Source organism: Pseudomonadota bacterium, from assembly GCA_039033415.1.
In the GTDB taxonomy this organism is placed as follows: domain Bacteria; phylum Pseudomonadota; class Gammaproteobacteria; order Xanthomonadales; family SZUA-38; genus JANQOZ01.
On the sequence record JBCCCR010000007.1, the window covers coordinates 18,845 to 31,534 of the forward strand.

A 12,690-nucleotide genomic window follows, 5' to 3' on the forward strand; every position below is an offset into this window, starting at 1 on the left:
CATTGGAAAACCACTCTCGGAGCCTTCGATGGCGCGACCCCGCAACTTTGACGAAGAAATGGCGCTGCAGGCGGCGATGCTGACCTTCTGGCGCCACGGCTACGATGGCACGACGTACAAAATGCTGTCTGAAGCCACGGGCATTGACGTCAAAGGACTGTCGAACGTGTTTGGTACAAAGGACGAGATTTTCGATAAGGCGGCCGGTGCCTATCGACAGATGGCCCGTGGTGTCGTCGCCAAGTCCTTTTCTGAACCTGGCATTGAGGCATTGATTGCATTTTTTGAGCGCATGGGAACGCCGCCTGCCTCGGATGAGGACATGTCAAACATGGGTTGCATGCTCGTCAATACGATTTTCGAGCTACATCGCTTTCAGCCGAACATGCGCGAACATGTCGAGGCGTACCGAAAGATGTGGTTAGTTGCGTTCGAAGATTCCTTGCGAGCGAGTGGCATCGCTAAGCCTCGTGAGCGCGCGGAATTTTTGGTTGGCTCGATGTGGGGCGCGCTGAGTGAAATTCGGTTGATTCGTTCGAAGACGGCAGCTGCCCCTCTCTCCAAGATTGCGGCGGAAACGCTACGCTCCTGGCAAACGGAAACAGCCGCATAGAGCGCAACCACTGCGTTCATCACGCACAACGCAAAGTACCGAATAGTTATATAATGGTCGTTATATAACTACCTCCTAAGTCGAAGACTTAGGAGGCAACGATCGGGAACCAACACATCCAAAGGTGGCCCTGTGGCAAGACCCCGTGAATTCAATGAAGACAACGTCATCGATGCTGCAATGCACTGTTTTTGGCAGAACGGCTTTGATGGAGCAACGATTTCCGATTTGGAGGAAGCGACCGGTATCAGCCGCATCAGCCTGTACAACACTTTTAAGGACAAGGAAGGATTGTATTTGGCGGCCCAGCGTCGTTATCAAGAGATGGCCTTCAAGATGCTAAGAGAAATGCTTGCGGTACCTGAATTGAGCTCGCTTAATCAATTCTTTTCGCTGCATCTCGATGGAGATCCGAGACAAGAAGCCGCGCATCTCGGTTGCATGATGGTCAATACGGTGTTGGACTCCACGAACGTCAGCGAGCAAGTACTTCAGTATGTGCGCTCTTACCGTGAGGGTCTGACAGACTTATTCGAGGAGTACTTGGAGCAGTGCAAAGACTGCGGAGTTATCCGCAACGACCTGGATCTTCGTGCCTGCGCATCCTTTATTCAGACTTCCATGTGGGGTGCAATGGCCGTGTCGCGGCTCTATCATGATTTCTCCGAAAACCTTCCGCATGTCTCAATCGTACTCGACACGATCGACAGTTGGCGAGTTCACGCTACTGCGAGATAGCTTCTAGGATGATGGACCCGATGATGTAGGGACGCACGGTAAAGCCCACCACCGGTTATGAGGTTAGTCGGGATTGGCTTTAGTTAGGATACTGGCTTGGGAGCCAACCTCTGCAACCGCGTCGCTAACGGTCCCGATGTCACGCTTGTTGGATTCGTCGAGCTGCGGCCAGTCTGGATGATCACGCAGCACCGCCAGCTCCGCTGAGAGGTTAACCTGCGAAAGTCGCACAAGTCTCCTGATACCGGTCACCTCACCGGCCAATGTCTGAACCAACTCAAGCGCCTGCTGCTCCTCGCCCAGCAGCACCAGCAGCTCAGCGCGCCCTATGACGGCGGCACTGGCTATGCCGCGGGCGCTGAGCGTCGCGTCATCTGGCAGCTCTAGAAGCACGCTTCGATCCCCTCGCGTCGCCCTTAGCTTCATGAGCAGCCCCTGCTTGTCCGGCCACGGTGCCTGGGACAGCAATCGCTCGTCGGATTCGGTAATGGTTCCCTGCAGAAACTTCAGCTCCAGGCCCAGCAGTTCGGGCGAAATCGAGTGATAGTCACTCAAAGTACTTAGGGCCTCGACCTGAGCCGCCGCCTCAGTTAAGTTCCGCGTACCTGCCAGGGCACTGAGGTAGTTAGCGCGAGCCACCGGATTGAGCGGATCTGCTTCGACCGACCGCTGGAGATAGCTCAGACCGGCGTCGTAAGCCATCGAGGCGAACGCGCGCGTTGCCAGGTCATTCAACACTAGCCAGTTTCCTGGATCTAGCTGGCGGGCTGATTCCAGGTGCGCCCGAGACTGACTCTCCAATCCTTCGTCCGCATAAATCCGGGACAGGCGAATGTGGGCTTCAGCCGAGTCAACCGCCAGCGTCGCCACCCGTTCCATCGCAAGGGCCAGATCAGGGTCAGAAGCCGTCTTGTCTAGCATCCGGTGAGTCGCCAGCAACCCCACCCAAGCATCGCCGTAGGAAGGATCCAGGCGTACCGCCTCCTGAAAAATGGCCAGGGCTCGATCAACATCCCCGGGTTGACGCCTATCGTAGTAAAACTTCCCGCGCTGGAACTGCAGCCAGGAGCTGTTCTGATGCGACGACGCCAGGCTCGCGCCTGCCACCAGATCGAGGCGTAGCGCCGCCGCAACCTCCACCCCAAGCTGGCGGCGAAGCGAGGCCCAGTCCGAGTGTGAAACCTCAAACCGGTGCGACCAGGTCTGTAAACCCCTTTCGACGCCGGTGAGCCCCACCTGGACGTGAAGCGCATCGGGCGTGCCGTCCATAGATCCGGTGAGTAGATATGCTGCGGATGACTGCTCCGCCAGACGGAGCAACTCCTCGGCCTGCGGACGAAGACCGTGGGGCGGCATGACCACCTCCACATCCAGTTCCCCTGCCAGCAGATGTCGCAGTTCATAAATGACGCTTTGGCCAAGGTGGGCCAGCATGGGATCGCCCGTAGCGTCCTGGATCGGCGCGAGTAGCAGGCGTATCGGCCTTGACGCTCCCCCGTCAGGCCGATAGCTAAATGCTGCGACAACGCCGAACACAACCAGGAATGCCGCAGCAACACCCGACCAGTGGAGACGTGCCCGCCGCGCCGAAGGCGCTTTTGTCGCCGACCCTGGCTCCAGGAGGTAGCCGCGTCTGGGTAAGGTTTGCAGGCAGTCTCGATGAGCGCCGAGTGCCCGACGGATATCGATAATGCACTGCGTAAGCGCTCCCTCGCCGACATCCGCAGCGCCCCACACGGCATCCAGGATTTCGCGCTTGCTGGTCAGCTGCCCAGGTCGCTGCGCCAGATATTGGAGCACCGCCATCGACTTGGGGCGGAGTTTCCGAGTCTGGCCATCAAGCAGCAGCTGTCCGCTGTAGAAATCCAGCTCGTAGGGACCAATTTTAAGAACCGACTTTGGCGGCGTATTCATGAGCATTTAGCAGATTTGTCGCATATGTATAGCAAATTTGTTGAGACTGGGCAGCGATCTAAGGTAACGGTGGTGCTTCCCAACTGAAACGAGGAAGCCCATGAACCTGTCCCTGTCAAAATGCGCGTTAGCCGCGCTTGGCCTCTGCGCCCTCACCCCGGCGGCGCTGGCGCAGTTCTCGCTGAAGCTGCCCACCTTCTCCGATTGGGGGCCGGACGTTGTCGCGCTCGACGCACCGGCGCTGGATGGTTTCGGCGGTGGCTGCCCCATTGAGTCACCCGACGGCTTGACCCTTTTTACGGCCCGCACTGACGACAGCGGATCGCTCAACCTCTGGAGTAACTTCCGGCCGATGGTGGACGCCCCTTTTGAGCCTGGCGCACCGCTGCCAGAGCCGGTCAATCGTGCTGAGGGGCCCGACTTCTGTCCCACACCGCTACCTGGGGGCGACCTGCTCTTTGTGTCGGCTCGCCCCGGCGGCTGCGGCGAGTCGGTGGACATCTACTTCGCCCGCCAGGACCCCATCGAAGGCTGGCAGGAGCCCGTCAGCCTCAATTGTGAGCCCCGAGGCCCAAATACACCCGGTACGGAGTTCAGCCCTGCGCTAGTAACAACCTGGAGGGGTACCTCGCTGTTCTACTCCTCCAATTTTGCCTTCGGCGACCAGGAACTGATGGAAAGCAGGCTAGGCGCAGGCGGATTTCGCCAGGGCCGGGCGCTGACACTGATCAATTCACCGTTCGACGACCGACAGCCCAATGTGACGGTGGACGGCCTAGAAATTGTGTTTGCCTCCGATCGACACGATCCGGGTAGCGGAAACTTCGATATCTACTACGCCAGCCGACCAAGCATCGACCAGCCATTTCGAAATGCGGTCAACCTAAGTCAAACTATTCCGCTGAGCACAGCGGACAGCAGCGAAACGCGGCCGTCTATCTCGCGCGACGGACGCCGGCTCGTGTATGGAGCTGGCGGTGTTCTTTACCAAAGCGAACGCGAGGAAGTTGAAACGGTCTGCCTTCCCTTCGCTCTCCAGCCGCGTTGCGACTGACCCGGGCGTGACCTTCTTCCGCGGCGTCCAGTGCACTGTCCACGGGCGCCGCGGTCGTATTGAACGCCGGTCACTCTACGCATTGGTATCTCCAGTGGTAAGTTGACGCGGCATTGGGTCCTGGAGCTTGCGGTTCGCTTACCCCGAGGAAATTTTGCGGAAGCGCTCGGGTGACGCCCCGCCCTGACGGGGGCGAACTTGACCGCTCAGTTCAAAGTTCATGTCATGCCGAAGCAGTTCGTCCGCCCTCAAAACGCCATGACCCTCCACCAGTATGCTAGTGGGCGTGTACGAACCGGTTATGCACTGCCCCTTGCGAGTGCGGCCATCGAAGTGATCACCGAGCCAGCGCCAGTACATACGACATTTTGGGTTCACACGAACGTCGTTTTCACCAAGTGTGGCTAAAGAATCCAGAGAGGATTTGAGATCTCCGAACTCCCCAGGATCCAGCAGAAACAGAAACTCGTGTTCAATCTCCTGGCTGGAATCCAGCCACCGAAACCGGTGGAGCGCCACGCGAGTCAATGGGCCATCAAATCCGCCTTCGTTGAAGCTTCTGATCGCAAATACCTGACCATCCATCCCGGGCGTTTGAAGGGGAACATAGTGCATGGCGTAGTGCAGGTGTCGATCGAACTCAGGCATTGCGGCGGCAATTTCAGCCTCGACCTGCTGGCCGTTATCCCACTTACCAGCGAGCCAACTCATCATCAGATCAAACTGCTGATGTTCTAGTTTCCGCTCCGCTGCGCAACCCACCAGCAACAGAGTTAGACCGCAAGCCGACAGCCCATAATTCCTGCGATTCCCTTTCATTCAATATGGCCTTCTACTTTGCTCAGCAAATCCCTATGAGCAGATCCGCTCAGCGCCATCCTCGCACGACGCGGAGCTCGCCGGAATGGCGCAGCACCTCGTGCACAAATTCAACGCTCAGCGCCGCCCCGCCACCCGGGTCATCGCCGCGGAAGTATTTCTGATAGGTTTGGATAGCGAACGACTCCTTCGTTGTCGGGTCGGTGGCGTCGATGGTTACAACTCCAACGCCCCGGGAGGCGAAAAACGCCGCCGCCCGTCGCTGTTGATCCGGCGTGAGTGAACGCACCGGGACGTCAAAAACATATCCGCCTCCTTCCACGCCGGCGAACTGTACGTAATTACTGGTACCCGGTATCTCAACGATAACGAAGTCGTCCCGAGCCTGTGCCTGCATCGATCTGACCGCCACCGTCAGACGAACCACATCAGCCGTTCCTGCCGCTAGGGAAACCTGCATCCCAGTAGCCAGCAGGGCGCAAATCAGGACGGAGGCACTACACGAACGTGCATGAGCGAAATTTAGGAGCGGCATACTTGCATACTCGGCACCGTTCGCATGAATCATAGCGTAACGATCCACAAAACTAGACCGTTTGAAATTCTGCGCCAGCCTTTGGACGGGAGCTCTCTGTCAGCTTCAGCAACAAGCTCACTCGGCCCGCACCAAATCGACCAGGGTTTGAAATTAAGGCTCTGGCAAGGTTCATATGCCGAGCACACCGTGACCTGAGTAGGCTCCGGGCGGCTCGATCCCCCAGTTAACGGCACGCAGCAGGTGTCCCAAGATCAGGCGATCACGGGCCCTAAAGTTGAGAAAAGGAATCGGCGCATCTGGAATTCATGGATCGAACGTAGCCCAGAAAAAGACGGAGCCTGGACTCAGAGAACCCCTCGACTCAGGGGTTTTGCACATTGCCAGAGCTAGCCTTATGCAAGGCTCCACCTCACTCTGCGATCGCGTTGGCCTGTGACCAGAGCGCGAAGCCGCTCTCATTCTATCGATCGAAGGAATTCCGGATCGATAGTTGACATATCAAATATATAACGCACACTACCTTCATGGCCCAAAACAGACGAATGATTTATCAAATCAACCTCGCCAGGCACACCATGATGAAAGCGTTGGACGCCGGGTGTTTAGAACAGCTTGGGATAACCACAACTCAACTCACGGCACTCATGGTGTTAAAGGAGCACGAAAATTGCCTCATGAAAGAGCTTGCCAATGCCCTGATGCTTGATAACTCCGCCGTCACCGGGCTCGCAAAACGCATGCTGGCCAATGGACTAATCGAACGGTCAACCTGTGAAACCGACTCACGCGCATCTCGTCTAAGTTCGTCCGATAAAGGCAAAGACGTATTGAAAAAAGGTATGACCCTGCTACAGGACCTCAACTCCGAAATGGATAAGGGATTCAGTGAACGCGAGCTCGACACCGTAGCTCGCTATTTGCAGCACGTGACCCAGTTGTTTTCCGGGAAGAAAAAGTAACCATGGCCCATAAACCTTCGAAGAGCCCCCTGCTAAAGCTCTGGAAAACGTTCGGTGGCAATGCCTTTGGACACTGGCTAGTCAGCCGAATCGTTTGTTTCAAGGCCCCCTATTTCTCGAGTATCAAACCCACCTTCAGGGATATACGCCCCGGAAGGGTTGAAGTGTCTTTTAAGAAGCGGCGGCGCGTGCAGAACCACATCGGTACGGTGCATGCCATCGCGATGTGCAACGCGGCTGAGCTGGCCGGTGGAACCTGCCTCGACGTGTCCCTGAATAGCGATTTCCGTTGGATACCGGTCGGAATGACCGTGCACTACCTGAAAATGGCCAAGACCGATCTTCGAGCCGTTTGTGAAGTGCCCGCTTACGACTGGGACACAGCGCAGGATGTCGTGATGCCCGTTAGTGTTACCGACGCAAAGGGCGTCGAGGTTTTCCATGCCGATATTACGATGCGCATCTCACTAAGAAGCAAGGCCTGAGCATGTATCAGAAAATCGCAGAAATCGGTGCCAAAGCCTTCGGCAAAGCTCGATTCTTTAAGGTGGGCTTTAACCTCTCACCCATGTATCGGCGCAGCACGGCGAAGATTATTGAAGTCGATGAGGAAATGACCTTTGTCAGAACCAGGCTGCCAATCAGCTACAAAAACAAAAACTACGTCGGGTCGATCTTTGGGGGCAGCCTGTTCGCTGCGGTAGACCCCATCCCGATGGTTCAACTCATCAATCTCCTTGATAGCCAATACGTCGTTTGGGATAAGTCCGCCGAAATTTATTTCAGGGCTCCAGCCAGGGAGGACGTTTACGCCGATTTCAGCTACTCCCAGGAAGAGCTCCAAGATATTCGACGGGCGGTTGAGGCCGAATACGAAACGGAAATCGTTAAAGTCACCCAGCTCACCAGCAAAGATCGATCGAAGGTGTACTGCGAGGTTAGAAAAACTATCTATGTGGCGAGCAAAGCTCACTACAAGGCCAAACTAGCAGCCCGACGCGCAAAGAGAAACCGCTAGCGAAGCGTTAGCTCCCGCCCTCACCCGACCACTCTGTCGGCGCCTTAGTCAACCACGAATCACGATATTCAGATGTGTCCGTTCGGACCAGCTATCACTGAGATGCGTTTCGGGGTTCTTAGAATTCTTCGAACCCATCAACAAAGACATCGTCGCTGAGTCGAAAGACCTGTAGATCGTTACCGGTATCTCGGATGCCTTCAGCAAAGGGGCCGACCGTAAGCTGATTCGACTGAAACGTGTCAGAAATCACCGTCAACGTATATTCCACACCCGCCAGAAGTGTAATCGCGTAGTTGCCTGTAACAGGATTGGACACTGAAAACTGATTGGGGCTGGCGAGCACAAATACCTGTACCGGCTGACCGGTCGACGCATCCGTGACGGTCCCTGACACGGAGATCGACTCTCTAGGGCAGGCAATAGACGTCGCCCGAGTCAGTCGATACGCCAATCCTCCGACCGGAATCGGCTCACAGTTTCTGACGCGTATCAGGCGGCTTTCTCGAAACAGCACGGAAACGTCCATGCTCAACTCAGCCGGCGCAGCATCACAGTTCCCCAACACAACATCAGGCAAAACGCTGTCGTCCGTAAGACGGCTCACCGGGTAAATCTGAACTATTGGATGAAAGGCATCCGGTAAACCCGCACTTAATGCGGTAACGCTAATTTCAGCAAAAACCGGATTACACACATTGAGCACATGAGCTGACCAGTCCTCGTCAGCATCGAGATGCAGGCTATGAAGCTGTTGATCGATAAATGGATCACCGTTGGAAACCAGTGATTCATCCAGATTGCTTGCCGAGACCGGGTCATCGTCAAACTCAAAGCGATCAATGGGCCAGCCTGGAACAAATATTGCCTCGCCCTCGGGCAGCGGTGTCGACGTCGGCAGCGGTCCACCAGTGATGCTCTCCAGCATAATGATTTGCGTCGGCAAAAGCTGCCGCAGTCCATCCGCCGTTACGGCGTTTGGATCAACCAGGGTTACCTGGATACTCCCCAGTCCGAAATCACCCACAAGAGGCTGAGGCACCATCGGCGTCAGGCTCGAAAACTCGATGGTGAACGTCCCCGCCGAATTGTCGACTTCGCAGCTAACCCGATGGGTCGAGAATATGGTACCTCCAACCCGCGATCGGCAGCTCTCGCTGATCTGTATCACCGCTGGATCGAACCCCAGCCGTAGTTCGCCACCGGCAACATTTTGCTGCCCCTGCGAATCAAACCGGAGATCAATATCTACCGTCTCATCGGGAGCAGCTACCCCGGCGCCCGCCTCAAACACCTGAGCTTCCGTAACCTGACATAGCACAAAGAGCACCGACGCCAATGGCAGCATCCGGCGGTCCAACGAGCACCGAAACTCGCTGCATCTTGAGAGCTGAGCCTGCACTGTTTTCCCTATTCCCCAACTAGACGCCATTCTTACATGTTCGCGATCACGTGTCCGAGCGGCTGAGCAGCAAAGAAATCTCTAGCAGGCCAGTGCAGCCGATGGATAGGCATCATAGAATCTATGCTCAGCTTTTTTGCTGGGATCAATAACCTTGGGAAATCCTCTGACCATCCGTGGCGTTCTTACCCGGGTTCATCGCCTTCAGAAGAGAAATGACGACTAAAACATGAGCGGCGACGCAAACGTTACGCAACTACTTAGACGCTATTGTCAGGGTGATACCACGGCATTTAGCGCACTATCCGATCTGCTTTACCCGGAGTTGAAGAGTTTGGCACATCGCCGTGTTCGCCCAGGTCAGGAGATTGGTGCGACAACGCTGGTGCAGGAAACCTTTATCAAGCTGCTTTCGTCGGGCGGGGTGAAACCCGAGGACCGGAAGCAGTTCTTCGGTCTGGCGGCGACCATCATGCGCCAGGTGATAATCGATGACGCAAGACAAGCTAAGACGCAAAAGCGCCAGGGGCTCGAGGTCGAATATGTGCCGGCAATCGGTCGCGACGACCAGCAGGTCAACGCAGAGTTTCTGTTAAGGGTGAACGAGGCACTTGATCGGTTAGCAGAGCAAGACAAGCGACTTGCCCAGGTTTTTGAGTATCGCTATTTTGGCGGGTATTCCATCGCGGAGATTGCCGACATTCTTGGATCGTCCGAGCGCTCGGCAGAGCGGTTTTGGTCTAATGCGCGCAAGTTCTTAGCAGCGCAGCTTGGCCGCTAAGACCGCATCGATCTCACTGACGAATTGAAAGCGCCAGCGCCTCGTCAGCCTTGGCCAATAGCCCCAGACGCTGGTACATATCCGCCGCGCGATTACCGGCTTGTTGCGCCGCCGGGCTCCGCCCATCCAACGCCAGGAAACGAGCACGCTGAAGCAGGACGTCAGCGATCAGGCGGTGATCTTTTTCTCCGAAGTTCAGCGCAAAAATTTGCTCCGCATGATTCAGTTGATCCAGCGCCAGCGAAAACCGCTTGGCGTCAGCCTCCAGCTCAGCTTGATCCGCAAGCAGGATCCCATAACGCGGATGCTGATCGCCCCAGATTCGGAGATAATGTTCAATCGCCTGGCTGAACAGAGAGCGGGCCGTTTCCGGGCGACCGGCGCTCAGCTGCGCCGACGCCAACGAGTGGAGAAAAACCACCGTCTCCGGATTGTCTTCCCCTTGAAAGACGCTGCTCTTGCGATGTACGTCTTGGAGTACAGCAACCGCCTCCTCATGGCGCCCCTGGGCGGTTCTGACCGCAGCCAATCGCGCCTGCAGCAAAAGTAGACGTGGCGTATCGGGCTCGGATGTGGATTCAAATCGCCCTACGCCGTCCAGCACGAACGCTTCAGCCTCAGCGAGCTTACCTTCGTCGAGCAGCACCGCCGCCAGCCTGTTGTAGAGCGACAGCGTACGAGGGTGGTTCTCTCCTAGCGACTCGCGGCGCCGGCTAAACGCTTCCTTTAAGTGATAAGTTGCTTGTTGCAGGTTGCCCAGGTGATGATGAAGCGAACCGAGCCCGACATGGCTGACAATCAAATCATTGTCGAGACGATCCAATAGCTCGGAACGCGAATGAAGAACCGCCTCTCGGTAAGTCAGCGACTCTGCGAGACGACCCTGATGGTGAAGAATGGTCGCGTACAGGTGTGTTTCTGCCAGAGCTCGGCGGGAATTCTCGCCATATAGCTGGGAAAACCCGCGCATCGCTTCAAGCTGCTGCTTTTCGGCTTTCTCAAAATCTCCGAATGAAATATGGATGCTGGCCATGTCCGACAACGCGCCTAGATATATCGGATCCAGCGGATCAAAGTCAGCTGCTGCGAGCTTAAGTCGTTGCACACCTAGCGCTCTCGCCTGCTCATACCGTCCGTCTCCGTCAAGTGCGTTGGCCAGCCGACCGAGAAACTGAACCTGATCCACGCCACTGGCTCCGGATTGCTGCATTTGGACCTTTTCCAGCTCGGCAACGGCCTTGCTGTTCATGCCCAGATTCATGTAGACATCCGCCAGGCTTTGCCTCAGCTGCCCCTCCACCTCGGGCTTATCGGCAAACACCGACCCAAGCGCGCCTCCCGCCTTGGACAAAATGTTCTTATCGATGGCCGAACGAGCCGCATCGGTGTAGTTCACCGGCTGTCCGGGATCTGCCGACTGGATGACCTCACGCAGCTGTAGACCGAAGGCATACGGATCCAGGTTGGAAAGCATCTCCGACTGGAAGTCTGTGACCAGGGTCAACGTCTCTAGGGCCTCCGCGGTACGGTTGCGTTCAATCGTGGTCTGCAGCAATCCACCCGTGAGCGCGGCCAGAACGGAGCCCGCTGCCAATAGTGCGGGCCAGTTGCGCCGGACAAACTTGCGAGCTCGGTAACGGGCTGATGGAGGACCTGCAGCCACCGGCTGGTGACTCAAAAATCGCAATATGTCCTCACTGAGCACCATGACGCTCTGATAGCGCTCCGCCGGATCGATCGCCATCGCCTTGCACGTAATCCAATCCAGGTCTTCTTCAATTCGCGTCACAATACGGGGGGAAAGCGCAGACTGTTCCTCGGCTAGCCGGCTGGGCCGAGTTAGCTGAGTTTCGCCACTCACGTAGCGCCAGACGCTCATCAGGACGCCTTGCGTTGTACTCCCGCTGAAGGGACCAGCATCGCAAAGCAGCTCATAGAGCAACACTCCCAGAGCATAGACATCGGTTCTCCGGTCAATCGGAATAGACCGCGCACCGATCTGTTCAGGACTCATCGATGACAGCGTACCGAGGAATTCTCCCTGCCCTGTGAGGGGTTCTTCTGCCCGCACTGCATGCTCAATCCCTTTCGCGATCCCAAAGTCGATCACCTTGGCCTGCACCCTGCCGGCGGCATCGGTCACCATCACGTTGGAAGGCTTCAGGTCCCGATGAACAATCCCCCGAGAGTGAGCAAACTCAACCGCATCACAAACCTCTCGAAAAAGACCTAAACGCTCGTTTAGCCCAAGCGCCCGATCGTGGCAGTACTGCGTAATGGAAACGCCGTCGATCTTTTCCATCACAAAAAACAGCCTTCCATCGTTCGTCCGGCCCGCGTCGAACACCTGCGCGATACTTGGGTGGTCAAGCTGCGCCAGCGCCTGCTGTTCGCTTTGGAATCGAGCGGCGAGTGTCTCGTTACCCGGATCGTGCCGCAGAATCTTGATCGCTACATCGCGCTGAATAGGCTCGAGCTGTCTGGCGGCATAAACGTCCGCAAACCCGCCTGAACCCAGCTTTTCGCCGATTTCAAACTGCTCGATCTCGACGCGTTCGAGTTCAGCATTGCCGACCGTTTCATCGACGCGAAGCTGCTGATGGGCTAGTACGCCGCCACCCGTGCGCAGCAGCGACAGATAGTCAGAGAGCGCATCAGCCGCCTCCAGGAAAACCGGAGGCTTTTTGGGGTCATCGAGAACCGACGAGAGATAAGCTTCCCGCTCTGATCTGACCATCCCTAGCATTGCGCTGATGATGCTGTCCGAGTCAGTCGCCTTTGGCATAGATACCTCGTTAATGGCCAGCGGATGTTACGAACTCAACCATCCCAAGAGTAGCAGCGACGCAAAATG

Annotated in this window: 12 protein-coding genes; 7 read left to right on the forward strand and 5 right to left on the reverse strand. The window is 56.5% G+C overall.

Features of this window, described 5'->3' with window-relative positions:
• The first annotated feature begins 28 nt into the window (after positions 1-28).
• Both AAF358_07060 and AAF358_07065 read left to right on the forward strand, forming a co-directional pair.
• The gene (locus tag AAF358_07060; protein MEM7705291.1) at positions 29-613 is read left to right on the forward strand and encodes a TetR/AcrR family transcriptional regulator; all 585 of its coding nucleotides are present in this window, start codon (positions 29-31) and stop codon (positions 611-613) included.
• Between the two features lie 132 nt (positions 614-745).
• Positions 746-1,351 (forward strand): TetR/AcrR family transcriptional regulator, encoded by a 606-nt coding sequence (locus AAF358_07065; protein MEM7705292.1) that lies wholly within the window; start codon positions 746-748, stop codon positions 1,349-1,351.
• A gap of 63 nt (positions 1,352-1,414) precedes the next feature.
• Here AAF358_07065 and AAF358_07070 read toward each other — a convergent pair whose 3' ends face one another.
• Entirely contained in the window at positions 1,415-3,265 is a 1,851-nt protein-coding gene (locus tag AAF358_07070; GenBank protein MEM7705293.1) for a winged helix-turn-helix domain-containing protein, read from the reverse strand.
• 100 nt (positions 3,266-3,365) lie between these two features.
• On the opposite strand from AAF358_07070, the gene AAF358_07075 reads away from it, so the two are divergent.
• A complete protein-coding gene (locus AAF358_07075; protein MEM7705294.1) occupies positions 3,366-4,319 on the forward strand; it encodes a hypothetical protein in 954 nt (317 codons plus the stop codon).
• Positions 4,320-4,457: 138 nt separating this feature from the next.
• On the opposite strand, the gene AAF358_07080 is transcribed toward AAF358_07075, so the two are convergent.
• Both AAF358_07080 and AAF358_07085 read right to left on the reverse strand, forming a co-directional pair.
• Positions 4,458-5,138, reverse strand: a complete 681-nt coding sequence (locus AAF358_07080; GenBank protein ID MEM7705295.1) for a CpcT/CpeT family chromophore lyase — start codon at positions 5,136-5,138, stop codon at positions 4,458-4,460.
• Between the two features lie 49 nt (positions 5,139-5,187).
• Entirely contained in the window at positions 5,188-5,598 is a 411-nt protein-coding gene (locus AAF358_07085) for a hypothetical protein (GenBank protein ID MEM7705296.1), read from the reverse strand.
• Between the two features lie 620 nt (positions 5,599-6,218).
• On the opposite strand from AAF358_07085, the gene AAF358_07090 reads away from it, so the two are divergent.
• Genes AAF358_07090 through AAF358_07100 form a run of 3 tightly spaced genes read left to right on the forward strand, consistent with a single transcriptional unit; the run spans position 6,219 to position 7,653 of the window.
• Complete coding sequence (locus AAF358_07090) at positions 6,219-6,635, forward strand: MarR family transcriptional regulator (protein ID MEM7705297.1); 417 nt, start codon at positions 6,219-6,221, stop codon at positions 6,633-6,635.
• A 2-nt stretch (positions 6,636-6,637) separates the two neighbouring features.
• Positions 6,638-7,120, forward strand: a complete 483-nt coding sequence (locus AAF358_07095; protein ID MEM7705298.1) for a hotdog fold domain-containing protein — start codon at positions 6,638-6,640, stop codon at positions 7,118-7,120.
• Between the two features lie 2 nt (positions 7,121-7,122).
• A complete protein-coding gene (locus AAF358_07100) occupies positions 7,123-7,653 on the forward strand; it encodes a DUF4442 domain-containing protein (GenBank protein MEM7705299.1) in 531 nt (176 codons plus the stop codon).
• Between the two features lie 118 nt (positions 7,654-7,771).
• On the opposite strand, the gene AAF358_07105 is transcribed toward AAF358_07100, so the two are convergent.
• Entirely contained in the window at positions 7,772-9,001 is a 1,230-nt protein-coding gene (locus AAF358_07105; GenBank protein MEM7705300.1) for a carboxypeptidase-like regulatory domain-containing protein, read from the reverse strand.
• A 283-nt stretch (positions 9,002-9,284) separates the two neighbouring features.
• Between AAF358_07105 and AAF358_07110 the strand changes: the two genes are divergently transcribed.
• Entirely contained in the window at positions 9,285-9,836 is a 552-nt protein-coding gene (locus tag AAF358_07110) for an ECF-type sigma factor (protein ID MEM7705301.1), read from the forward strand.
• Positions 9,837-9,849: 13 nt separating this feature from the next.
• On the opposite strand, the gene AAF358_07115 is transcribed toward AAF358_07110, so the two are convergent.
• Complete coding sequence (locus AAF358_07115) at positions 9,850-12,621, reverse strand: serine/threonine-protein kinase (GenBank protein MEM7705302.1); 2,772 nt, start codon at positions 12,619-12,621, stop codon at positions 9,850-9,852.
• Positions 12,622-12,690 lie beyond the last annotated feature (69 nt).

Coding starts and splice junctions, on each gene's coding strand:
- AAF358_07090 (MEM7705297.1), top strand. CDS start 6,219: ATGATTTATCAAATCAACCTCGCCAGGCACACCATGATGAAAGCGTTG.
- AAF358_07060 (MEM7705291.1), top strand. CDS start 29: ATGGCGCGACCCCGCAACTTTGACGAAGAAATGGCGCTGCAGGCGGCG.
- AAF358_07115 (MEM7705302.1), bottom strand. CDS start 12,621: ATGCCAAAGGCGACTGACTCGGACAGCATCATCAGCGCAATGCTAGGG.
- AAF358_07080 (MEM7705295.1), bottom strand. CDS start 5,138: ATGAAAGGGAATCGCAGGAATTATGGGCTGTCGGCTTGCGGTCTAACT.
- AAF358_07100 (MEM7705299.1), top strand. CDS start 7,123: ATGTATCAGAAAATCGCAGAAATCGGTGCCAAAGCCTTCGGCAAAGCT.
- AAF358_07110 (MEM7705301.1), top strand. CDS start 9,285: ATGAGCGGCGACGCAAACGTTACGCAACTACTTAGACGCTATTGTCAG.
- AAF358_07075 (MEM7705294.1), top strand. CDS start 3,366: ATGAACCTGTCCCTGTCAAAATGCGCGTTAGCCGCGCTTGGCCTCTGC.
- AAF358_07085 (MEM7705296.1), bottom strand. CDS start 5,598: ATGCAGGTTTCCCTAGCGGCAGGAACGGCTGATGTGGTTCGTCTGACG.
- AAF358_07105 (MEM7705300.1), bottom strand. CDS start 9,001: ATGCTGCCATTGGCGTCGGTGCTCTTTGTGCTATGTCAGGTTACGGAA.
- AAF358_07095 (MEM7705298.1), top strand. CDS start 6,638: ATGGCCCATAAACCTTCGAAGAGCCCCCTGCTAAAGCTCTGGAAAACG.
- AAF358_07070 (MEM7705293.1), bottom strand. CDS start 3,265: ATGAATACGCCGCCAAAGTCGGTTCTTAAAATTGGTCCCTACGAGCTG.